This window comes from Acinetobacter sp. Ver3 (assembly GCF_000632455.1).
Taxonomy (GTDB): domain Bacteria; phylum Pseudomonadota; class Gammaproteobacteria; order Pseudomonadales; family Moraxellaceae; genus Acinetobacter.
Map to the genome: position 1 here is coordinate 102,499 of NZ_JFYL01000002.1, position 25,090 is coordinate 127,588.

Annotated in this window: 15 protein-coding genes and 2 pseudogenes; 9 read left to right on the forward strand and 8 right to left on the reverse strand. The window is 39.4% G+C overall.

Annotation, left to right across the window (positions count from 1 at the left end):
- Nucleotides 1-113 precede the first annotated feature (113 nt).
- Nucleotides 114-824, reverse strand: coding sequence for an FFLEELY motif protein (locus tag CL42_RS01225; RefSeq protein WP_035264035.1), 711 nt, complete (start codon nt 822-824; stop codon nt 114-116).
- A 195-nt stretch (nt 825-1,019) separates the two neighbouring features.
- Here CL42_RS01225 and CL42_RS01230 point away from each other — a divergent pair, with 195 nt between their 5' ends.
- The gene (locus tag CL42_RS01230) at nt 1,020-2,474 is read left to right on the forward strand and encodes a phosphate--AMP phosphotransferase (RefSeq protein WP_051586494.1); all 1,455 of its coding nucleotides are present in this window, start codon (nt 1,020-1,022) and stop codon (nt 2,472-2,474) included.
- 64 nt (nt 2,475-2,538) lie between these two features.
- Here CL42_RS01230 and CL42_RS01235 read toward each other — a convergent pair whose 3' ends face one another.
- Nucleotides 2,539-3,051 carry a hypothetical protein gene (locus tag CL42_RS01235; protein ID WP_035264037.1) on the reverse strand — a complete coding sequence of 171 codons (513 nt, stop codon included), beginning with the start codon at nt 3,049-3,051 and terminating at the stop codon, nt 2,539-2,541.
- Nucleotides 3,052-3,238: 187 nt separating this feature from the next.
- Between CL42_RS01235 and CL42_RS01240 the strand changes: the two genes are divergently transcribed.
- The 5 genes and pseudogenes from CL42_RS01240 to CL42_RS17710 all read left to right on the forward strand — a co-directional run bounded on the left by CL42_RS01240 (nt 3,239) and on the right by CL42_RS17710 (nt 14,877).
- Nucleotides 3,239-6,907, forward strand: coding sequence for an exodeoxyribonuclease V subunit gamma (locus CL42_RS01240; protein WP_035264039.1), 3,669 nt, complete (start codon nt 3,239-3,241; stop codon nt 6,905-6,907).
- On the forward strand, nt 6,904-10,623 hold the full coding sequence (locus tag CL42_RS01245) for a UvrD-helicase domain-containing protein (protein WP_035264042.1): 3,720 nt from the start codon (nt 6,904-6,906) through the stop codon (nt 10,621-10,623). Before CL42_RS01240 ends, CL42_RS01245 begins: the two co-directional genes overlap by 4 nt.
- Before the next feature lie 87 nt (nt 10,624-10,710).
- Nucleotides 10,711-12,480 carry an exodeoxyribonuclease V subunit alpha gene (gene recD / locus CL42_RS01250; protein ID WP_180028179.1) on the forward strand — a complete coding sequence of 590 codons (1,770 nt, stop codon included), beginning with the start codon at nt 10,711-10,713 and terminating at the stop codon, nt 12,478-12,480.
- A gap of 606 nt (nt 12,481-13,086) precedes the next feature.
- On the forward strand, nt 13,087-13,374 hold the full coding sequence (locus CL42_RS01255; RefSeq protein WP_035264045.1) for a hypothetical protein: 288 nt from the start codon (nt 13,087-13,089) through the stop codon (nt 13,372-13,374).
- Between the two features lie 43 nt (nt 13,375-13,417).
- Nucleotides 13,418-14,877, forward strand: a pseudogene (locus tag CL42_RS17710) (S8 family peptidase).
- 64 nt (nt 14,878-14,941) lie between these two features.
- Here the strand turns inward: CL42_RS17710 and CL42_RS01265 are convergent.
- Nucleotides 14,942-16,237: an EstA family serine hydrolase gene (locus CL42_RS01265; RefSeq protein ID WP_035264108.1), complete on the reverse strand. Its 1,296-nt coding sequence runs from the start codon at nt 16,235-16,237 to the stop codon at nt 14,942-14,944.
- A gap of 249 nt (nt 16,238-16,486) precedes the next feature.
- Between CL42_RS01265 and rpsO the strand changes: the two genes are divergently transcribed.
- The 3 genes from rpsO to CL42_RS01280 all read left to right on the forward strand — a co-directional run bounded on the left by rpsO (nt 16,487) and on the right by CL42_RS01280 (nt 20,425).
- Complete coding sequence (gene rpsO, locus CL42_RS01270; protein ID WP_035264047.1) at nt 16,487-16,756, forward strand: 30S ribosomal protein S15; 270 nt, start codon at nt 16,487-16,489, stop codon at nt 16,754-16,756.
- A 242-nt stretch (nt 16,757-16,998) separates the two neighbouring features.
- Nucleotides 16,999-19,086 carry a polyribonucleotide nucleotidyltransferase gene (gene pnp / locus CL42_RS01275; RefSeq protein WP_171076730.1) on the forward strand — a complete coding sequence of 696 codons (2,088 nt, stop codon included), beginning with the start codon at nt 16,999-17,001 and terminating at the stop codon, nt 19,084-19,086.
- A 106-nt stretch (nt 19,087-19,192) separates the two neighbouring features.
- Entirely contained in the window at nt 19,193-20,425 is a 1,233-nt protein-coding gene (locus CL42_RS01280) for a magnesium transporter CorA family protein (RefSeq protein WP_035264110.1), read from the forward strand.
- Nucleotides 20,426-20,507: 82 nt separating this feature from the next.
- Here CL42_RS01280 and CL42_RS01285 read toward each other — a convergent pair whose 3' ends face one another.
- The 5 genes and pseudogenes from CL42_RS01285 to CL42_RS01305 all read right to left on the reverse strand — a co-directional run.
- Complete coding sequence (locus CL42_RS01285; protein ID WP_035264053.1) at nt 20,508-20,771, reverse strand: YdcH family protein; 264 nt, start codon at nt 20,769-20,771, stop codon at nt 20,508-20,510.
- 76 nt (nt 20,772-20,847) lie between these two features.
- Nucleotides 20,848-21,174: a chaperone modulator CbpM gene (locus CL42_RS01290; protein ID WP_035264056.1), complete on the reverse strand. Its 327-nt coding sequence runs from the start codon at nt 21,172-21,174 to the stop codon at nt 20,848-20,850.
- Nucleotides 21,171-22,094, reverse strand: coding sequence for a DnaJ C-terminal domain-containing protein (locus CL42_RS01295; protein WP_035264059.1), 924 nt, complete (start codon nt 22,092-22,094; stop codon nt 21,171-21,173). The genes CL42_RS01290 and CL42_RS01295 overlap by 4 nt, the downstream gene beginning before the upstream one ends.
- A gap of 153 nt (nt 22,095-22,247) precedes the next feature.
- Nucleotides 22,248-23,123 carry an Hsp33 family molecular chaperone HslO gene (gene hslO, locus CL42_RS01300; RefSeq protein ID WP_035264061.1) on the reverse strand — a complete coding sequence of 292 codons (876 nt, stop codon included), beginning with the start codon at nt 23,121-23,123 and terminating at the stop codon, nt 22,248-22,250.
- A gap of 167 nt (nt 23,124-23,290) precedes the next feature.
- Nucleotides 23,291-25,054, reverse strand: a pseudogene (locus CL42_RS01305) (monovalent cation:proton antiporter-2 (CPA2) family protein); the annotation flags it as partial.
- Nucleotides 25,055-25,090: the final 36 nt, after the last annotated feature.

A 25,090-nucleotide genomic window follows, 5' to 3' on the forward strand; every position in this document is an offset into this window, starting at 1 on the left:
ATTAAAGCGAAGTTTCATCCATGAAATGAGAAGATGTTCTTTTATTTTCGATATTCTGACCAGACGCTTTTACGCTTTTTCGGCTGATCAGAATCTTTGCTAATGATTTCTAATTAAGCGATTTGGAAGGGATTTTCTTTCCCTGAGTGGACATTATTTACAATGATTCGCTCTTTTTCTGTAAAACTCCGAATAAAGGTCGCAGCCGATTTCATTGGTTTCATAGCGACAAAGCCTTCACCAATAAAGTCATACATCAGTTCAAAATTATATTTGCTTGCTGCACCTTTACACATTTTAAACGCTGTGTGCATGATGAATGAACGCATGTATTTGTCCAGACTCAGACCGAGCTCATCCAACAGATTGAGTTGTTCATGGCGCGCTTGCTCTTGATCTAAAGCCACTAAAGTTTCACGCATCATTTCATCAGTAATTGGTTGGTCTTTTGGATAATGTTGGAGTAAATACTGTGCAACTTGTTCATCCAGTTGCATCGCCAAGACCGCCAGTCCTACAGATTTTAACCCAGTTTTAATGGCATTTTCTGGAATGATTTTTTCAGCTTTGTGTGCGTATTTTAGTAAACGTTCGATTTGCAATGCTAGGTCATCAAATTCAGGGCCACCATAAAGACGGTTAATAAAATATTGAGCCATCAGCTTATTTTTGTCTTCAGCGAATAACTCAGCATGTGTGTGAAGTATGCGCTGTTTTAGCCAATTTTGAGCATCATTTAACCTTTGTTTAAGTGCCGGATCCTGATGATAATTGAGTTGTTTGTATTGTTCTAAAAGTTGATCTAATGCAGCAAGTTTGGACATGTTCTAGCTCAATTAAAAGGACTGAAAAAAGCATAATAGGTTGGATTGCGCTCGACTATGACTGTTGAAATCTAAAATAAAACCTTTCAGGTCAGTCATGGATGAAAAGACAATTGCAATAAATTGTACCTGAAGATTTAAGTTGATACTGTTCCTTGCGTATACTGTCGAAAATACAATAATTTTGAGTGGGCTATGTCTGAACCAAAACAACAATTTGATAAAAATACTGATCAACCCGAAGATAAGAACAAAATATTTGATGCAGATCAGATCAATTTAGACTTAATTGAAGCGCAATATGCTCTCAAAGATACACGTGGTAAGAAAAATGCCAAAAGCTTAGTGGTGTTGGTAAGTGGCATTGAGTTAGCAGGTAAAGGAGAATCGGTTAAGCAATTAAGAGAATGGGTTGATCCACGATATTTGAAAGTCAAAGCTGACCCTCCTCACCTTATTCAGCCGAATATCCCATATTGGCAACCTTATGCACGTTATATTCCTGCTGAAGGACAAATGATCGTCATGTTTGGAAATTGGTATAGTGATCTTTTAGCCACATCCTTACATGTTTCAAAACCATTTGATGAAACCATGTTCGAAAATTATTTGCAGCAAATGCAAAGCTTTGAGCAGGATTTAAAAAATAATCATGTTGATGTCGTGAAAGTTTGGTTTGATTTATCGTGGAAATCATTACAGAAGCGTTTAGATAAAATTGAACCTTCGGAGCAGCGTTGGCATAAATTGCATGGGCTGGATTGGCGCAATAAAAAACAATATGAAAATGTGCAACGATTGCGTCAAAAATTTACCCAAGACTGGGTCATTATCGATTGTGAAGATGAAGTATGTCGTGATCAGAAATTCGCAGAAGTTGTATTAGCGCGACTGAAAGATTTGCCAAATCATCCTCAAAAAAAGCGCCAAAAATGGCATCAAGCGGATATCCCAGAAATTTTAACGTCCCCCAATGAAGCAGTACTTGAAAAAGATCAGTATAAGGCTGAACTCAAGAAACTGACCAAGAAGGTCGCTGAAGCATTACGCGCAGAAGGACAAAAAACGGTGATCGTTTTTGAGGGGATGGATGCCGCAGGTAAAGGTGGTGCGATCAAGCGTATTGTGAAAAAGCTCGATCCAAGAGAATATGGAATTTATAACATTTCTGCGCCCGAAAAGTATGAATTGGCGCGGCCTTATCTCTGGCGTTTTTGGAATAAACTGCTTGAAGATGAAAAAATCTCGATTTTCGATCGCTCTTGGTATGGTCGTATATTGGTGGAAAGAGTTGAAGGTTTTGCAACGGATGTGGAGTGGAAACGTGCATATGATGAGATTAATCGCTTTGAAAAAGATCTAGTAGATACGCAAACAGTCGTTATTAAGTTTTGGTTGGCCATCAGTCAAGAAGAGCAAGCCAATCGTTTCAAAGCACGAGAGGAAACACCGCATAAGCGTTTTAAAATTACGGCTGAAGATTGGCGTAATCGCAAACGTTGGGATGATTATTTATTGGCTGCAGCAGACATGCTCCACCGAACAAATACCGAAGATGCGCCGTGGTATATCATTGCTACCAATGATAAATATACTGCACGCCTTGAAATTTTGAAGGCAATTTTGAAACAATTAAAAGTAGATGTTTAGAGCTGGTGAGAGGTATAAATAAAGCCCTTACAGGGCTTTATTTATACGTATAAGGTTTTATGGGTTAAGCGTATTTCACAACATTTGCTTGTTGTTTTTGTTGAATGCTTTTGGCAAGTTTATAGCTTTCTTCAACATGAGCCTCAGCCACTTTTTTCATGACAATATAACCCAAGCTAGCTGCAATAATTGAACCGCCCAATGGAATAAACTTAGTCACTTGCTTGGTCAACACTTTGGCTGCCATATTGTTCAGCGAAGCTTTAGCGGCAGTACGAGCCACGACTAGACCAGAAAACTCGAAACCGCGTTTGCGTAGTTCGTTCCAATGGATTTTTTTGGTTTGAGGATCAAAAACGCTGATTTGTTCAGGAGCTAAGCCAAAGCGAGCATTAATTTCTGGAATTAAAATTGACAACATACCTACGTCAATCACAACATCTAAAAAGGGCACAGGAATGACAGCAACACCTGCTGAAACATAAGAGCGTTTTTTGACGAGTTCAAGACATTCATCTCGAATTTGTTCTAAATTTAAATTTGGGTCGATTGTTTCTGGAATTTTATCAATTTTCATTTATTTATCACCTAATCAAAGTCTATGGTTCTCGATCCATCACATGATGAACATAGCGCGAGATGAAAGTTTTATTAAAGTCATAAAGTAAAAGTGACATAGTCAGATTAAGATGTATAGTAATTTATGTTTATGATTTTGTTCACACAACTTCATAACGTGTTCGTTGTATGGTGAAAGGGACCTTATGGGAATTCATGTAATTCAAAGTCAGCGCATTGAAGTTTTGGTACAAGGCATCATCACAACTCAAAAGCGTCCCACGAACAACCCATTTGCAGTCCTACAGCAACAACATTTTGTGGTGCCTTCTGCGGCAATGCAAGAGTGGTTAACCCAACGGTTATCTGAGCACCAAGGCATCAGTGCAAATACATTTTTCCATCAACGTATTCGTGGCTTTCAATGGTATGCCTACCAGCAAATTTTGAGTGACAAAGATAAAGTACGTAAAGCGAATATTCCACGTCTGATTATGAAGTGGCGTATTTTCCAAGCACTCAAACCTTTTATACAGCGTGCGCATAATCAGCTTGAGGTTGAACATCCTTTATTCCCATTAATCACACGTATCTATGACAGCGCAGCACGTATTGAACAGTCAAATGAACAATATCGAAAAAAAATGAGCATGTTGTATTGGGTGTCTGATCAAGTGTCAAAATTGTTCAGCAATTACATGATTTATCGAGCAGATTGTCGCCGAGCATGTGAATATGATTGTCGTTGTCCTGAAAATTGGATTCAGGTATGGGGGCGTAATGAAGCACTCAATATTGAACAACAATTACAATATCTAAACGATCAAGATTCCAGTTTTAAATTTTCGCAGGCACAACAATTAGAGGCTTGGCAACGTTGGTTATGGCTCAATATTTTTCATGAAGACTTTGTTGAAATGCAAAGTATTGATCATGATTTTTGGGGTGTACTTCGTGATGAACAGCAACAGAAAATAGCCCTCAAAAAACTACCACAGCAACTGATCGTTTTTACACTCTTGGATTTACCACCAAGTCAATTACAGTTTTTGCGCCGTTTGGGTCAGTACATTGATGTGTTGATTTTGCATTACAATCCCTCACAAGAATATTGGGCGGATAGTGTCGATCCGAATTGGAAAAAAAAATATGACTTAAAGCTCAAAGAGCGATATATCGAAAAGTTTCAGCAAAAGCATCAAAGAAAACCAGCTGATAATGAAGTTGAGCAGTTTTTTGAGAATTTTAGTCTGAGCTTTAATGGGCTGGCACGTGAGTCCAGACATCCCTTATTAACACGAATGGGAAAGCAGGCACGTGATCACTTTTCTCTGTTGTCTAACCTTTCCTCGGGTGATGAGGGGCAATGGATAGATGCTTTTGTGGATGAAGCACCGCAGCATTTACTGAGCCAATTGCAATCAGATATTTTACATTTGGTTGAACCTCAAGCTCAAAGTTATGTATTAGATCCAGCAGACGATTCAATCCACATTCATGTTTGTCATTCCGCTGTACGACAGCTTGAAGTCTTAAAAGATCAATTGACCCGATGGCTTGCTCAGTCAACAGCAGAAGCACCACGCCGTCCGAGTGATATTTTAGTTCTTGCGCCTGATCTGAAACAAATTGAGCCTTTGATACGGAGTGTGTTTCCGCAAAAAAATACTGCAACAGGTGTTTATCTGCCAGTAAAGCTAGCTGGTATCACGCAGTTAGATACAGTATTGGCATGGCGTTCAGTGTTAGGGCGAATTGAACTGATACAAAGTCGATTTACCATTGATGATTTTGCTGATTGGTTGAACTTAGCAGCGACCCAGGTGAGATATTGCTTAGACATTAACGGGACTGAGCGCATCTTATCGTTGTTGAGACAAGCGGGATTTCGACGAGGTTTGGATGAGCAACATCTGCAAAAAACATTGGCGGAGTATGATCAAGACTATCGGTTCAGTTTTAAGTATGCCTTAGATCGTTTGGCGCTGGGTGTGGCTGTTCCAGTTCATGCGATGTTTCAGGAGACCTTAAGTTCTCATGTAGTGGACTCGGGTGATTTTCACTTAATTGCCACGCTCATTGAAATATATAAGCACTTTGTAGAGCGTCGAGATTGGCTCACGATGATTGAAATCGAAAATGATCAAGAGACGTCAGAGCATGTTGAATTTTGGCTCAATCGTTTAATTTTAGAAGTTAATGAGTTTGAAAGCGCTGGTGTAAGCTCGTTAGAGATGATTAAAGAGATTATTCAAAAGCAAATAAGAATGCTAACGCTGGCAAATTTCTATGAAGAACATGATCAAGCCATTCTTAAAAACATACGTTTGCCTTTGAGCTATATTCTGACTGAAATCCAAAGCACCCTTGAATCGCAACTTGATTATGCATTGCCAACTGGACAAATTACATTTAGTCAAATTGGTTTGATTCGGCCAATACCGTATAAGTTAATCGTCATGATGAATTTAGATGGGGGGAAGTTTCCAAATCGGGAGAGTCATTTACCTTTTGATTTAATGGATTTACTCAAGCCAATGATTGGTGATCGATCACGTTTGGACGATGATCAAGGTGCTTTTTTAGACGCTTTGTTATTGGCCAAAGATAATCTCTGGCTATTCTATAATGGTTTTGATGTAGCCGATGGTGAAGTACGAGATCCATCGAGTAGTGTTCAGGAATTACTCCAACATCTCGCGTGGATCATAAAAACATCAGATCAATCTTCCTCGAATCCTCTCATTGATATTGATGGCATTCAAGTTCATCAGAATTTGAGCACACTCTACACGGTACATCCTTTGCAACCCTTTGATCCTGATGGTTTTCAGCAACAGCATCAGCGCTATGAAGATGAATGGTATGCCGTGGCTTCTAACCTCAATCGTCAGGATCAACGTGGTCATAGAGAGGCTTGGATTAATACCACGCTTGAATTGAATCAGGACATCATGGTCTTGGATGCTGAACAATGGATCAAAGATATTTGTTTTCCTGCGCGTCTTTATTTAAAAACCGTAGGCGTATCTAATTTAAAGGATCAGGATTTACCTGAGGTGAATGAGCCGTTGTTATTAGATGGATTGGCGCGATACTCTATTCGTGACTTTTTACAACAGCAGCCTAATGTTTCGAAGCTTCAGACTGAATTACTCAGTGACCAGCTTCCTGTCGGTAAATTACAAGAAGTCAGTTTGAAAATGAGTCTGTTAGAACATCAGCAGTTATTAAAAAGGCAAAAGTACTATATTGATGAGCCGACCAAAATCACTCAGCGCGTCATAGCAATAGATGATATACATCTTCAAGTGACCGTTCCTCAAGGGGATGAGACGAGTTGGGTGAGTGTTTCAACATCCAGTGCACGCGCACAACGACGAGCACATGTGTGGTTAGAATACTTATTTTGGTTAAGTTATCGAGACTTACCAGATCACCTTGCAACTGAAATGCAGCGCATCCAAATCTTTAGCGATAAAACCATCATGTGTACTGGCGTGACGACGAAACAAGCTAAGGATATGCTTTCCCAATGGATTCATGCATATAAACAAGCTCAGATAGAGCCTCTCGTTTTACCTGCAGCATTGCTGATGAAACTTGCGGTAGATGGAAAAGCATTAGAATGGGTCACTGATGAAGAGGGTCATCAGCAGTTAAACAACTTCGATAAGCTATTAAATGAGTGGAATAAAAGCGATGCCTTTCTGAGTTATAGTTTAAATGACAGCGAAGAAAGTCATTTGCACCGAGATTGGCAGTATATTTTACAAGATTTAGATGCTGAGCACCTATTAAAACAAGCGTGTGATCAGTTTGCTTATGTCTTATATCAGCCGATATATATGTATCAATCGGAGGCTGAAATATGAGTCAAAAGCCTATAGTCTCATATCAGCCAATTGTGGATATGCATTTCACTGGATTGCATTGGATTGAGGCTTCTGCGGGGACTGGAAAAACGTATACGCTCTCCAGCCTCATGGTCAGAATTTTATTAGAAGAATATTTACCAAAGCAGATTATTGCGACGACATTTACACGCAAAGCAGCGGCTGAATTGAAAAGTCGAATTCGTGCACGTTTAATCGAGGTACTTGGACTTTTAGAGTCATGTCGTGAGCTAACTCAAGATCAAGTTCAGGCGCGTGCAAAATTAGAATCAGATATTTTATATCAAGTGATTTTAAATCAATTTTCTGGCTTGATTGCACATGCATGTGCACGTTTAAAATTGGTGATAGATCAGCTTGAAGAACTCTTTGTTGGGACCTTGGATAGCTTTAGCCAAAAGCTTCTTCGTGAATTTGCATTTGAGAGCGGTAAAATTGAACGAATGCAAATCACCAATGATGCAAAACAATATACGGTTCAGTTAATTCATGATGAATTACGGGCATGGATTCAACAGCAGCCTCAATCAACTGTAGATTATTTGCTGCTTAAGAAAAAAATTAAGTCACAAGATGCTTATATCGATTTAATTGAAACGAGTTTGAATTTTTCCTCTGCTTATTTCAAAGCAGTGCCAGCGCCGACCATAGATGTAGACGCTTTCAGAACTCATGCAGAGCGCTTCATACAGATCGAGCTTGAAACGCTAGATTCATTAACAGACTTTTATGATCCTGAAGGGCAGTATTATGCTGTAGTCGCAAAGAAGTGGCGCGATCAAGATAAATTAAAAATTACACTCACGCAGTTGTTGCCTGAATTCCTTGATCAAGTTAAATCCCAAGGCATTGAAGTCATTTTTGCGTCGCATCTCAGCACTCATCTTAGTCAGTTGAATGAATTAAGAAAAAAAGTTCTCAATAAATGTCCCGTCGATGTTTTGGCGGCATTTGAGCAACATCCTATTATTGTTGAACTTGCTGAGTTTTTTAAACAGTTTGACAAGCTCAACCAACAACTCGAGCATTTGGAGAGTTATTTACAATATTATTTAGCACAACAAGTAAAACAACGTTTGCCAGAGTTGTTACAGCAAAAATCAGAAACCACATTTTCACAGCAAATTCGAACTTTGGCCGAAGCACTGCAGGGAGCGCAAGGTCAGGAGTTTGCAAAGTACGTTCACGCGCGTTACCCACTTATTTTAGTGGATGAGTTTCAGGATACCAACCAAGATCAAGATGATATGTTGGCGCAGATTTGGAGACATCCAAGTCGTGTGAAGCAGGGTTGTATGATTATGGTGGGAGACCGTAAGCAAGCGATCTACGGTTTCCGCGGTGGAGACATGCTCACGTTCCTAAAAGCATATCAAGATGTTGGAACTAAAGCAGGGCGTTTTTACCAACTTGTGCATAATCATCGCTCAGTGAAACCATTGGTCGAAGTCGTCGATGCTTTGTTTCAACAACAAATGGATTTTGGTGAGCAAGTTGAATATACGCCTGTTACAGCAGGTACTCGACCGCATCCAGTATTGATCCAATCCGGTTTAGAAAATTATGCTCCGCTTCGTTGGGTTCAAGTAAATGATAAGGAACACGAGTTAGAGCAGGTTGCTTGGAAGATACGGGATTTGCTCAATCAGGCTGCCCAAAGTCAGCTATATTTCGAAAAGCAGGGGCAACGTATTGAGCTTCAGGCAGATGATATCGCTGTTTTGTCTCGTAACAATCCTGATTTAGATAAAGTTCATCATCACTTATTGATGTTAGGCATTCCTGTAAATCGACCTTCACGAAAAAGTGTCTTCAAAAGTGGAATTGCTCGAGATGTTGGTGCAATTTTGACAGCCATCATGAATCCATTTGATGAAGCTAAATTAAAGAGAGCTTTACTTACACGATTGATGGGTTTTAATTTACATCGTTTTTTGCAACTTCAAATTCAAGCAGATGGCTTAAGTTTATTTATCACGAAATTTGAAGAAATTCGTGAAATGTGGATGGGCCAAGGCTTTTTAACAGCATGGCAAAGTTTCCTCACAGAATTCAAAGTTTGGACAAACTTGGTTGAGCAATTCAGCTATGACAATGAACGCGAAGTGGTCAATCTACGACACATTTCAGAGTTGTTGAGCCAAAACAGTGATGAGTTAAGAGGTATGCATACCCTTTATCATTGGTATATGCGGCAGCTTTCAAATCCGATGGAAAGAGAGTGGGAAATTGAAAGACAGTTGAGTAATCAAGCGGGCGTTCACCTTTTAACTATTCACCAATCTAAAGGATTGGAGTTTAAGATTGTATTCTTGCTTGGCGCAGATCGTAAACTGTCAGATCGAAGCGAACTTAACTTTTCAATTCGTGAAGTGCAGGATCATGGAACTGGAAAGTCCGTCGCACAACGTGTCGTGGCGTTAAAGCGTGAAGAATTATTGGAACCATTAGAGGTTGAGCAACATGACCAACGTGCTTTGGCAGAGCATCGACGATTATGGTATGTGGCCTTAACTCGAGCACAACACCGCGTTTATTCAATGATGAGTGATCAAAAAGGGCAATCTATTTATGGCTTGGCGTTTTGGCGTGGTCATGGTGCGAACCAATTTCAGCATGCTTTCAGTTTAGATGAGCCATGTTTAGAGCAATGCCCTGAGAAAGTAATCGCAAAAAAAGAACATCATAATGTTCAAATGATTGCGCAGAAATATCCTCAAGTTCATTTTTATCCTAGAGCCAAAACCAGTTTTAGTTATCTCGCACAACATTTGAGTCATCAACAAATTAAAGATCGTATGGCGGCTCAAGATATGATTGAACATCATGCGAGTGATGAGGTCAATGCTGTGACGCTCGTGACTCCATATCAATTTGAGGATTTGGATCATCAACAACCTTTGAGTTGGATTCGTGCTCATTTTCCGATGGGAACATTAGCTGGAAATTTCCTACATGAAATTTTTGAACATATCGATTTTCAAGATCGCCGAGATTGGACATTAGAAATTCGCCGCCGTTTTAAAAATGCCTATTCGAGTTTATGGGAGCAATTATTCGCTAAATTTCAATCAGATTTTCATCAACATCATGATGCCGAGCAACATCTGTTAGAAATGATGGCTGAATGGTTAGCAGAGGTTTTAGAGACACCTATTCAACCTGAATTTCGACTCAAACAATTAGTACCTGAAGCACATTTGGCTGAATTTCCATTCTATTTGGCTTTAGCAGACCGAATATTTGGTATTCAGCGTATTCAGCAATTATTTTTAGAGTTTGGGCTTAATATGCCCGAATTCAATGCTGCAAATTCAGCACGTTACCTCAATGGTTCAATTGACTTGGTTTATTATGATGGAGAGCGCTATCACATTGCCGACTATAAGAGTAATTATCTCGGAAATCATGTGGAAGACTATTCAGCTCAAGCTATTCAGCTGAGCATGACGCATGCAAGTTATTGGCTACAAGCAGCCCTATATTTGGTGGCATTACATCGCTATTTAAGTATTCATATTGATGATTACAACATCGATCGAGATCTTGGTGGTGCCAGTTATTTATATTTACGTGGGATGAATGGCACTGACCAATATGGATTTAATTATTGGCGTCCTAGTTCAGAATTTATTCTAAGATTAGATGCAATATTGGGCTATTTTGCTGAGGATAAAAACAGCAAAATAGCATGAATATTTAAATGAATTTATTATTAATCATTAATTTATCTTGTGGATAATATTGATGATAAATGTGTAGATAACTATGAGGATAACTGTGTGGAAATTAATCAGAATGAAAAAGTTGATGTTCCTCAATGGGTAACAACTTGGGCTGAATATATCCTAAATCAGTATCTTTCATCAGATGATTTAAATGAACAATCCATTAACACCATTGAACAAGTTCTGATGGCATCTACTGTCGGCGATAGTTGTATTGATTTGAAAGGGGAGGTTATCCAAGATCTGAGTAAGTTGCTCGTGAGCGCAGAGCTTGCAGAACAACAGGTCGCGCCTTTTGTTTATGATCAGAACTATTTGTATTTATATCGCTATTGGCAATTAGAGCAGCGTTTAGCTCAACAAGTTTATCGTTTAAAGCAGCAAACGATAGTGCCTGTAGATTGCACAAAATATGAAAAATTATTAATCGATCCATTTCAAAAGCAAGCCTTAGAAATAGTATCAAGGCAAGCGCTGAGTATGATTACAGGTGGTCCGGGTACAGGGAAAACGTATACTCTAGCGCGTATTATTGCCGTATTAAATGAGTCGAATCATCAGTTAAGAATCGCAATGGCTGCACCGACAGGGAAAGCTGCACAGCGAATGAAAGAAGCATTGCAAAACTCATTAAATGACGATGCAATGCTCAATATGGGTTTGGATATTGCCCACTTAAAGCAGCAAAATACGTTAACGATTCACCGTCTTCTGGGTTTAGGGCATAGCGCTCAACCTAAATACAGTCTGAAAAAGCCATTACCCTATGATGTGGTGGTGATTGATGAAGCCTCAATGCTCGATCTCAATCTCGCGACGATGCTTTTTGAAGCAATTCCAGACCAATGTCGTTTGATCTTGATAGGGGATGCACAGCAGTTGGCCTCGGTTGATGTGGGGATGGTATTGGCGGATTTACAACAAGTAAAAGCGCTTAATGACCATCACGTCAATTTAGTGACCAGTCGAAGATTCAAAGCAGGTGCAAAAATCGGTGATTTGGCAAGGTTCATCCAGTCACATCAATGCTCACTACAAAGCTCGAAAGTTGAGGTATTGGCTAAATTTGAGAAGGAGATTTGTAGAGCATCTGAAATCCAACAGATTAATTTAGCTGAGCTTCAAGAGGATCTTGTTCAACTAGAGTATTTGAATAAAGAATATTCAGATCAAGATTTAAAAGCCTATTACCTTAAATTAAGCTCGGGGTTTACGGATTACTTTAAAGCACTCAACCTTTATGTCAGAAATGGATATCAGCAGCAGGATGTGGCTGAAATTATCCAAAAATTTGATGATTATAGGATCTTAGCTGCAGTGAGACATGGACATTTGGGATTGAATCGTTTAAATGATGAAATTGAAAGGGAGCTATTTCAGCACATGCGGATATCACGACACGACCTTTGGTATATTGGTCGCCCTGTCATGATGACATATAACGATTATCAACTCGGGCTTTCTAATGGTGATATTGGGATATGTCTCAGACATCGCCAGTTTGCTGATCAATTTGAAGTATATTTTCCAAGTCTTGACCAATGGTTTCCAGCATCACGTTTACCAAAGTCAATGCAAACCTGTTATGCGCTGAGCATTCATAAGTCGCAAGGTTCTGAATTTAAACACACTGCAGTTGTATTAGATGAGTTTGCGTCACGTCTATTGAGCCAAGAATTATTGTATACCGCGATTACGAGGGCAAAAAAAGCAGTCAGTTTATTGGTGGATACTGATGCTTTATTTGAGGCAATAAACATTAAAACAATAAGAAAAACAGGTTTATTGAATAAATTAAACACTTTATTTATATCTAATATTTAACGATTGGTTGAAAATAGAAAACCTTTGTAGGAAATATCTTACAAGGATTCGAGAAATTGGCGCATAGAGCTTCGTACAATTTTTTGCGATGATTGCTTGCATAAAAGGTTCAACACGGAAAGTTGAGCAATATCGCATAATTACAATAATTTATAGTCGAGAGACTGCGAACTTACAATGATGTAAGTGATAAAAGAGGAAACTTACAGCCGCTAAGCCTTGTAGTTTTGGGAGAGACTACAGGGCTTTTTTATATACATATAAGATTAAATTGATTACATAATGTACGCAATTTCTTACATAAAGATCAGAAAACTGCGACTTGTGTTGCATAATGAATCTGGCAAAATAGTCATATAAGGAAATGAAACCTTAAGAACAAGGACCGTATTAATAATAAATGTGTGTGCAGCACTTACAATAAAAATATAAATAACAGAATCATAACTAAAATATAAGAATCTACAGCGCAAAAAAGGCCCTATGACTTGTCATAGGGCCTTTTTTAACCGTTTATCTCAATCTTAATTTTTAGGCATCTTTATACTTGTTTTGACTTAACGATTCTATTAAAGTGCGTAAAAATTATCACTTTACAAAAAAAACATGAAAAAATTCATAATTTTAATCATTTTGGTGAGTGTTGTTCTGTTTGGGTTGTATAAATGTTTTAAGCCTGCAGATCAAAACACTTCCTCAGTCGCTCAGATTGATTCTCTATCTGCTCCTGAGAGTGGACAGCAAACGCCAATATCGCCTAACGAAGATCAAGTCGAAGATTTAAATGAGTCTGAGAAGATGCCTGTTACTGATTCTCCAGATTTAGTAGATCCGAAGAGCGATTTTTCGATTAAGCCTATTGATCCAGAAACTGATCCAGCCAATCAAGTGTAATTTTTTACCCTGCGCACTAAAAACATAACAACGGAGAATAATTATGTTTAAAACTTTATCATTAAGCGCATGTCTGAGTGTTTTGATGGTCGGAACTGCGATGGCTCAGATGAGTCCTGTAGCAGCTAACGCTCAATTGAACAATCAGGCAAAACAAAAAGTGTCGAAAGGTGGTATTAATCTGTCGGCATTACTGAACAACAGTTCAAATGATTTAATCGTTGAATATCATGTTGACACTAATCATTTAGAAAATAATCGCACTCAACTTCGTGAACATCTTGCTCAAAAGAAGCAATCGATTCAATCGCGGTTTATACGTTTAGGTGGTATTCAATTACTACGTGATTATAATGCTTTACCATATAGCTTTCATCGCGTTCAAAAGCGTGACACGCTCGTAAGCTTATTGAATGACTCGAATGTAAAAGCAGTTTATCCAAATAATGTTTCTTATACGACAGCATCTCAAAGTCTACCATTAATTGGTCAAGTACCTGCGGCTGCGCAAGGCTATACTGGTGAGGGGACAACAATTGCTATCTTAGATACAGGTATTAATTACCGACATTCAGATTTTGGTAATTGTACAGCGCCAGGTGTACCATCATCGACTTGTAAAGTTTTAGAAACTGTCGAGGTTGCTCGAGAAGACTATCAGTTAGATGTTAATGGACATGGAACTAACGTTGCAGCAATTGCTTCTAAAGTTGCACCAGGTGCAAAAATTGTCATGCTTGATGTCTTCACTGGTAGTACCTCTAGAGATGGGGGCCGGCATACGATTATGATCTAGTGGCTGCCTTGAATTGGGTGGCGAACCACTCCCAAAGCAAAAACATTAAATCTGTAAACTTAAGCATTGGTAATGGACGTAGTTATTCCTCAACTTGTACTAGTTCCGTACTTACAGATTCTTTTTCGAAGTTGAGAGGCTATGGGGTATTACCAGTTGTTGCATCTGGTAATGATAGCCATCTGAGTGGTATATCCTATCCAGCATGTACTGCGGGTGCGGTCAGTGTAGGAGCGGTTTATGATGCTAATGTAGGTTCAATTGGATTTAAAAATTGCTCTGACAGTGCAACTTATAGCGACAAAGTAACGTGTTTCAGTAACTCGAGTCGTAATTTAACTTTATTGGCGCCTGGTTCACGTATTACCGCTGGCGGATATACAATGGATGGTACTTCAATGGCTGCACCTCACGTCGCTGGGGCTGTTGCTGTGTTACGTGCGAATAATGCTTTCCCGAATGAATCATTGGATCAAATTGTTGCACGTATGACGTCTACGGGAACTTTGGTTACGGATCATCGTAACTCAATTCGCACACCTCGTTTGAATTTAATTGCTGCGTTAAATGGTGCTCCATCTACTCCAGCACCACAACCCCCTGTTGTTGAGCCACCTGTAGTGACGCCAACTCCTACGCCAACACCAACTCCAGCACCACAACGTAACTGTCGTACTTTCTTATTTGTGACAATCTGTAGTGGTTAATTAATAGCTAATAGATGAAAACTTTAAAAAAAGGCATCTAAATGATGCCTTTTTTACATTGATATTAAACACGTTCAGTTTCAGATTGATCAGTTCCAAATAACGCGCGTCTTTTTTCCTTAGGAATACTTGGGCATTGGTTGGATATTTGATATAGCACTTTTGCTAAAGCGGCTAAATGTGTGCCTAACACAGATTTCCCTGTATTTAAGAACGATACACTGATATCCCGTTGAGGATCTGCCCAACATAAAATATTCGAGAAACCTAGATGACCAAAAGCTTGTCCAGTATTTGGGCCAAATACACCGATTGGATTACTGCCTAACATCGGACCAAGTGCATAACGCATAGGTGCTAAAAGGTTACGGTCTATTGTTGTATTGGATGTAGGGAGTGTTGCTCTGAAAACCGTTTCTGAATTGATAATTTGCTGGTCTTGATAACGACCACCATTGAGTAACATTTCAAAAAAGCGATTGGCTTGTTCAGCACTGGTGTAAATATTTCCTGCAGGACAGACGGTATCCATAAAACGGGGATCATTGGTGACATCCACTGCCAGTTGCAGTCCTCCGCCTAATACACGATTGAGATATAGGTCAGTCCCCAAGACAGGGTGAATCCCAGTTGGATAATTTTTTGCAACTAAATGACGTAGTTCTGGTTTTAAACCATAGTTGAAGAAAGGTAAATTCATTGGTTTTTCAATATGTTCGTGCAAGTAATCACGAATATCTTGTCCTGTTACACGTTCAACCAATTCTCCTAAAATATATCCAGCAGTTACAGCATGATAAGAGAGTTGCGAGCCTACGGGTGCAATCGGTTTTGCTGCATAAAGATGCTCCAGGATCCCTTGACGATCAAATAAAAGTTCTGGAGTGACCTCAGTTTCAATTTTAGGAATACCGCCACGGTGTGATAACAAATGAAATATGGTGGCGCGTCGTTTACCGTTAACACCAAACTCTGGAATATAGCGACTCACTGGATCAAGTAAGTTAATTTTCCCTTGTTGATCTAACAAGTGCACTAACATGGCATTAACGATTTTAGAGGCAGAAAACATACAGACCGGTGTTTCTGGTGTCGTAACTTTAGAAGGGTCTGTTTGATAGTTTGGACCAAGTTCTGTGTAACCAATACTGCGATTAATTAATATCTGACCCTTGCGACGTAAACACATACTGATCATTGGATGATTGCCAGTACGATAAAGTGCTTCAACACTGTGCCAAATTTTATCAATTTGCTGTTGCGTCATTCCCCCAAGTTCTGGCGCAACTTCGTCTTTATGACGAGTGATCGTAGTTAAGTCTTTTGGTGCTATGCACGTATTTGTAGAGAGTAATTTCACGTTCATTCCATGTTTCATTGTTTTTATAACAGGCAAGTTTGCCCTGCCAAAAAACAAAAGTCAGTATCTTTAACGACATGAATTGATGATTGTTTCTGCCAGAAGTTATTGAGCGGATAATTTTGCTTTTTGAGGGGGGTTCCTTTAAAATAGCACGCTGCTGTAGTGATGCACGGCAGTCAATTCCGCTTTGAAGAGCGTCATTGATTTGTATCAAATACTTTTAAATAAGCATCTCGGAGAAATCGAATGGCTTTAACAAACGCAGATCGCGCAGAGATCATTGCTAAATTTGCTCGCGCTGAAAACGACACTGGTTCACCAGAAGTTCAAGTAGCTCTTTTATCTGCTCAAATCAATGACTTACAAGGTCACTTCAAAGAGCACAAACACGACCACCATAGCCGTCGCGGTCTTATCCGTATGGTTAACCAACGTCGTAAGCTTCTTGACTACCTTAAAGGTAAAGATGCTACTCGTTACAGCGATTTGATTGCTGCTTTAGGTTTACGTCGTTAATTCGATTTAAACTTTATTTTCGGATTATTGCATGTTGAATGCTGTATTGCTGAAAACTAAAGGCGATCTAGTTTCGACTAGATCATGGGGAAGGGGCGAATAGTTTCGCTCCTTCTTTGTGTTTAAAAATAGTGTTTCTAGTGAGGTCGGCTTCTAAGCTTTGTCATTTAAAACCTGTGTTGTGAATGCCAAACCTTAGGGGTCTCCACTAGAATAAAATCAGGAAAAAATAGAACATGTCGATGTTTAATATTATTCGTAAAGAATTCCAATTCGGTCAGCACCAAGTTGTGCTTGAAACAGGCCGTGTGGCGCGTCAAGCAAATACAGTAGTGATTACCATGGGTGGTGTGACTGTATTGGTTGCTGTTGTTGCTCAACCGACTGCGAAAGCAGGTCAAGACTTTTTCCCATTGACTGTTAACTACCAAGAAAAACAATATGCTGCAGGTCGTATCCCAGGTGGTTATGGTAAGCGTGAAGGCCGTGCATCTGAAGCTGAAACTTTAATTTCACGTTTGATCGACCGCCCAATTCGTCCGTTGTTCCCAGAAGGTTATTACAACGAAATCCAAGTGACTGCGACAGTTGTATCATCTGACAAAACAATGGAAGCTGACATTGCTGCAATGTTAGGTACTTCTGCTGCACTTGCAATTGCAGGTACACCTTTCCGTGGTCCAATTGGTGCTGCACGTGTCGGTTTAATCAACGGTGAATACGTTCTTAACCCAAGCCACGAACAACTTGCTCAATCTGATCTTGATCTTGTCGTTGCGGGTACTGAAGCTGCTGTACTTATGGTTGAATCAGAAGCGAAAGAACTTTCTGAAGACCAAATGTTGGGCGCAGTTCTTTTTGGTCATGACGAAATGCAAATTGCAATTCAAGCAATCAAAGAATTCGCAGCAGCAGCGGGTGCAACAGAGTCTACTTGGACTGCACCAACTAAAAATGAAGAACTTCAAGCAAAATTAAAAGAAGCATTTGAAGCGAAAATCTCTGAAGCATACACGATTGCGGTTAAGCAAGACCGTTATGCAGCACTTGATGCACTTCATGCTGAAGCAATTGCGCAATTCGTTCCTGAAAATGATGAAACAGGTATTGCTGATGAAGTGAACGAATTATTTGAAGACCTTAAATATCGTACAGTTCGTGACAATATCTTGTCTGGTAAAACACGTATTGATGGTCGTGATACTAAAACTGTTCGTGCAATCGACGTACAAGTTGGCGTGTTAGATCGTGCGCACGGTTCTGCATTGTTCACACGTGGTGAAACTCAAGCGTTAGTAACGACGACTTTAGGTAATACACGTGATGCATTAATGGTGGATACCCTTGCAGGTACGAAGACTGATAACTTCATGCTTCACTACAACTTCCCTGCATACTCTGTAGGTGAAACTGGTCGTGAATCTGGTCCTAAACGTCGTGAAATTGGTCATGGTCGTTTGGCACGTCGTGGTGTTCAAGCAGTTCTTCCACCAGCTGATCGCTTCCCGTACGTGATTCGTATCGTATCTGACATCACTGAATCGAATGGTTCGTCTTCAATGGCGTCTGTGTGTGGTGCTTCTTTATCACTTATGGATGCAGGTGTTCCACTTAAAGCGCCAGTTGCAGGTATTGCAATGGGTCTAGTGAAAGAAGGTGAACGTTTCGCAGTTCTTTCAGACATTCTAGGTGACGAAGATCACCTTGGCGACATGGACTTTAAAGTAGCAGGTTCTGCAAACGGTATTACTGCACTTCAAATGGACATCAAGATCGAAGGTATTACTGAAGAGATCATGGAAGTTGCATTGAATCAAGCGTATGCAGGTCGTATGCATATCTTGAATGAGATGAATCAAGTGATTTCACGTGCTCGTCCTGAAATCTCAATGCACGCACCAACATTCCAAGTGATCAGCATCAATCCTGATAAGATCCGTGACGTGATTGGTAAAGGCGGCGCAACTATTCGTCAAATCACTGAAGAAACCAAAGCAGCGATCGATATTGAAGATAACGGTACAGTACGTGTATTTGGTGAAACTAAAGCAGCGGCAATGGCTGCAGTAGCGAAAATCCAAGCGCTTACAGCAGAAATTGAACCAGGTACAATTTACACAGGTAAAGTCATTCGTATCGTTGAATTCGGTGCGTTCGTCAATATCCTTCCTGGTACTGATGGCTTGCTTCACATTTCACAAATCTCGAACGAGCGTATTGCGAATGTGACAGACGTTCTTACTGAAGGTCAAGAAGTTAAGGTACAAGTTGCGGATGTTGATAACCGTGGTCGTATCAAACTTACAATGAAAGACATTGAACAAGCTTAATCATTTAAGCTAATTCTAAGCCTTGTGTGGTGCTTCGTTTAAACGAGTGTTACACAAGGCTTTTTTTATGGCACGATCAAAATGTTCTCATTTAAAAATAACTAAAATGCAAAAGTTTAATTATTATTATCATCAAGGTGACGGGTATATTTATCTGAGTGAAGAATTATCGACTGATGTTGATGCAGAATTTATATGGTTGAGTTTTGAACGCCACGAATTGATTCAAAATACAGAGACGTGGCAACGATATATTTTTGAGAACACTGGAATTCTGTTGAACGAATTTCATCTTAAAGATATTCAAAACCTTGAGCATCCTTGCGTATTTGATGCATTGGATGATTATGATTTGTTGATCTTTAAAAAATTAATCACCCCAGATGACCACATACAAATTCAGAATGGTCATTCAGCTGAACAACAAACTGCGGACATTGTTACAACGCCGGTAAGTTTTGTCATGACATCAAATGTTTTAATCACAGTGCATGAACGAGGTAATCGTGTATTTGAAACATATCTTGAAAGAGTGCAGGCGATTCAAACACGACCTATAGAGCAACAAAATATTCCACGAAAATTAGCACAGAGTCCTGTAGATATTGTGCTTAGATTACTGAATATGATGGTGGATGGCTATTTAGGTTTACGTGTGCCACTAACCAAACGTGTGGAATTTTGGCAAAGAGAACTATTACAAGGAAATCAAAAATTTAATCGATGGAATCAACTGCTGCAAGAGATCACCGCTTTTCAACAAGTTGAAAATTTGTGTGAAGAACAGGTTGAATGCCTACAAGAATTAAGAGATGAAATTGTCGAAAATTATCATCATATTAAAGCTAAACGTAAGGCAGAGAAGCAAAATTTAATGCTCGTCCGAATGGATGATTTAATTAGCCATATTGAAAGAATACAAAAGCACAGTGTTCGGTTAAACCATGCAGTACAAGCCGCTATCGATTTGCACTTTTCAGCAGTGGCCAATCAAACCAATGAAAATATGAGAATTTTAGCAATTATCACCGCTGTATTTGCACCACTGACTCTTCTTACAGGTATTTACGGAATGAACTTTGAATTTATTCCAGGATTAAACTCACCGCATGGCTTTTGGTATATGCTCACAGCCATGTGTGTGACAACACTTTTGTTAATTTGGTATTTTTATCGTAGACAAATGGTCGGGCGCGGTGAAAAAAGTGTGATGGAATTGTTGGCTCAACAAAACCAGCAGCAACAACTCGGTTTGTTTGCATTTTTGGAGTATGAACCGATTCAAAAAACATTGAAAGGTACGCTCCGAGAAATGGGACGTTGGACTCGATTAAAATAGTCAACGTCACATAAGGCACTTATGCTTTAAGTCAGAATGATAAGTGCCAGATTCACCGTTATTTTATAATATTAAATTGAAATTACTGAGTAAGGTTCGTCTGCGCTTGTTTGAGCAAACGATACATTTCATCTTTTAATTTAAGTTTTTTTCGCTTTAGAAACTCAATATCATCATTAATTACATTAACTGGATTTAGTTCCAAATGCGTAATTTCATGATCTAGCGTTTCATGTTCCTCGAAAATTTTAGCGAAGTGAGGGTTTTCTTCTCTTAAAGGCTGAATAAGTTCACGGAACTCAGGGAAAAGGTTTTTCAGCTTTTTATTGCATTCTTTAACTTTCATTGATGGTTTAATCCTTTCATTCTAATCAATAAAAAATAAATGCATGTAACAGTACATGCATTTATGTGGGCTTGCTTTATTTGAAGTATTTCACTTGCTTGCGCAATTGTTGTACTTCATCTATCAGATCCATCATCATGGCGACGGCAGGGAGACTTGCTTCAAAATCCCGTTGCAAGCGATAAGCTCTCCGTGCTCGAGTAAGTTCTTCACCAAAAAATTGATGGATTTTTTGCTCAGAACGAGCAGGTAGAATCTCATATTCAAGTAATTGCAAAACCCATTCAGGACTTTGTCCGCATGCTTGGGCAAAATGCTTTAAATCAAAAATACATTGGTCATCAATGATTTCAGCCTCTAAATATCCATTTTTGTACACTTCTCGGTACTGAATCGTTGTCATGATTCACCTCCTTCATCACGAGGGTTGAAATGTGTAAATGCTTGAGCAAATTGCTCATATGCCTGTTTTTGCTGCGGGGATTCTGCTCTTGGATAAACAATATTCAGGATTAGATAAAGGTGTCCCGGGGGGGAAGAGGGAATCCCTTTTTCTTTAATACGGAGTTGTTTGCCATAAATTGTATGTTGAGGAATGCTGACTTTAATCTTTCCAGAGGGGGTTTTTAGCTCGATGTCTTGGCCTAAAGCAGCTTCCCAAGGACTAATGTTAATGTGATAGTAAATGTCTGCCTGATCGACATATATGCTGTCAGTGGTTTGATAATGGATCTGTATATAAAGATCTCCATTTTCACCGCCCGATAAACCAGCTTGTCCTTGACCTTTGAGCCGAATTTGTTGACCGTTTTTCATCCCTTTCGGGATTCTAATTTCAAGGGTTTTTCGCTGAACTTCAGGTTGTCCATATGCATTAAAAGTGGGTATACGCAATTGGATGGATTGAGTGACACCTTCAAAAGCGACTTGTAAGGGCACTTCTATACTGGCATGTTGATCTTCACCACGAATTGGCTGGGATTTATATTGGTGTGAGCGCTGTGCATAACCTCCACCAAAACCTGTACCAAAACGCCCAAACAAATCTTCAAAGCCAGAAAATTCATGATTTGTATGGTTTTTAGTATCCGAGAAAGGAGACTGACTATTCAACTGATCGAGTTGTTGATCGTACTCTTGTTTTTTTAAAGGATCACTTAATGTGTCATACGCAGTATTAATCGCCTGCATTTTTTTTTCGGCATCAGGTGCTTGACTGATATCGGGATGGTATTTCCGAGCCAGTTTTCGATATGATTTTTTTATTTCCTCAGGACTCGCATCGCGATCTAGTCCGAGTTCCTCATAATAATTATTTGCCATTAAGCAAAAATAACCGTTGATTAACTTTTAATCATTATGAGCAGACTTTCGAAGACTACAATATGTTCAGATGGTGAATAATTGTTTCAATTTCTTACAACCAAAAAAATCAGCAAGTAAAACTTGCTGATTTTCGAAGAGAACTGTTAAGGATTAACTGAGGTGCTCGCCGAATAGACCGAGTGCTTCTTCAGCAGTAAATCTGTATTGAGTGTTACAGAATTGACAGTCCATTGTAATAGGGTTCTGTTGTTCTAAAATTTCACGCACAGATTCAGCACCCACCTGAATTAATGCTGTAGAGCAACGCTCTTTAGAACATGTACAGCCAAATTGAAGTTGTTCAGCTTCAGGTAGTCTGACTTCTTCTTCATTATATAAGCGATACAAAATTTCTTGCGCATCTAGCTCAGTAAGTTCATCTGTTTTTAAAGTTTCAGTGAGCATGGTTAGACGAGGCCAGATATCTTCATCAACCTTTTGCTGCTCTTCATCATTGTTACGCGGTAACAATTGAATCAAAAGACCACCAGCGCGTTGAGCAGTACTAGCTAAAACGATCTTGGTTGGGATTTGGGCAGATAAATCATAATACTGCATGAGGCATTTAGCTAAATTCGGCTGATCTAAAGGCACGATACCCTGATAGCGTTCGCCAAATTCAGGTTCAATATTAATAAATAAAACTGGACTGACCAAAGTTTTCAGAACGATGCTGCTGTCTGATGCTTCTTCAAAACGTGGATCAGCTTCATATTCAGCTAATCCGCGTACTTCACCGAGGTGATTACATTCAGCCATAGCCCATTTTAAGGTGCCAGAAGCTTGAATTTGGAGGCTAATACGTCCCTTAATTTTAAGTGTGCTGGCCAACAATGCAGTTGCACTGAGCATTTCGCCCAATAAAATTTGAATCGCAGGTGCATAGGCGCGTTGCGCTAAAATTGTTTTAAGCGTATCTTCAAGATGTACGACTTCACCACGAACAGGGCTGTTATCAATAAAAAAACGTTGACGTAAATCAGACATAAAATTCTCCAAATCCCTGTCTAGATGGTGACGATATTGTAAATCACAAGTTAAAATTCTTCATCTCGACAAACATTAATTTGGTTTTGCGAGTGCTTAGCGCGTCGTTCTATAGAACTTACTTCAGAATCAATGGTTTCATCTAAACTTTCTAAAAGTGGTTGATGTTGTTGCGCATCATTTTCAAAAATTTGTTCGAGTTCCGCTAAGAAATTTCGATAGCTTTCAAAGACTTTTTGATCATCCGTATAGATGCGTTGTTGCTCAGCTAATAGACGCTCATCATAGTCTCTAAATATTTCAATACTATGTTGAGCATGTTCTTGACTTAAACCTAACGCGGTTAAGGTGCGAAATGCCATACCGAGTGAAGATAGAAAAGTTTCACGCCAAATATGCTCAATGCCTAAGTCTTTAAGTAAATGCATATGATGTCGATCACGGGCACGGACGATGAGTTTGAGCATTGGATAATTCAAACGTAAATGGCGAGCAATATTCATCGACATTTCCACATCGTCTACAGCAAGTACAAATGCCTTAGCATGCTCGATGCCTGCAGATCTCAATAAATCAGGGGAGGAGGCGTCTCCATAATAAATTTTACCACCGTACTTTCTCACAAAATCAATTTTTTCTAAATTATTATCAATGGCTGTAAAGCTGACATGATTGAGATAAGCAACGCGCGCCACTATTTGTCCGACGCGTCCAAAACCTGCAATGATTAATGTTGAATGAGTGTCTGGTAATGGGACATCTTCAGCGCTATCAGTCTTTCGATCAAGATATGGAATGAGCCATCGTTGTGCGAGCCAGAAAATGACAGGGGTGATTGCCATAGAAATTGCAATGATCAGAAGCGTAGGGGATAACACTGCTTGAGTAATTAAACCTTCGGTATTCGCAACAGCTAAGATCACATAAGCAAATTCTCCTCCTTGAGCAAGACAAATGGCAATCAATACACTGGTTTTCCATTGAAATTCAAAATATAGCGCGATTGCAACCATGCTTAATATTTTTATGTTGATCAGCACTAATGCCCCACCAAAAATGAATAGCGGCTGATCTACGAGGAGATCAATCGGTGTCATCATGCCTACGCTCATAAAGAATAAACCGAGTAATAACCCTTTGAAGGGTTGAATGCTCGATTCCAGTTCATGGCGAAACTCAGAATCCGCGAGTAATACACCTGTCAGAAAAGCACCGAGCGTGGTGCTTAATCCGAGCATATCCATAAACAGAACAACCGCTAAAACAATGAAGAGTCCAGCAGCCGTAATGAGTTCCGTTGCACCACTCTGTACAATGAATCTAAAAAATGGTCGCATCACATAGCGACTAAATAAAAATAAGCCAGTAAACGTTGCAACAACAGCGGCAAAATAAGCAATACCATGATGTGTAGACTGATTTCCCGCGAGTAGGGGAATCAGGGCGAGTAAAGGAATAGCGGCAATATCTTGAAACAGTAAAATAGAGAAAGATTGCTGACCATGCGCGGTATTCAGCTGCTGCTTTTCTGCAAGTAATTGCATGACAAATGCTGTAGATGATAAAGCAAGGGCAAGACCAATTACGACACTAGCAGCAAGATGCTGTTGGAAGAACAGCCAAATGGTTGCGACAAGAATTATACCTGTGATCAAGACTTGAGCACTTCCAATCACAAATATAGAGTGACGCATATTCCACAAGCGCTGAGGGCGTAATTCTAGGCCGATTAAGAACATCAAAAAAATCACGCCGTACTCAGCTAATTTCATTAATGTTTCGGCATCATTGGTCACATTCAATGCACTTGGACCAAGTAATATTCCTGTAAACAAATAACCTAAGACTGTCGCAATACCAATTTTTTTTCCGAGCGGAACAAAAATTAATGCGGCAGCTAGAAAAATTGTGATTTGTAACAACAATGGCATTGGCCTTCCCTAAAGTGGAATGTTGGACTGATGAAA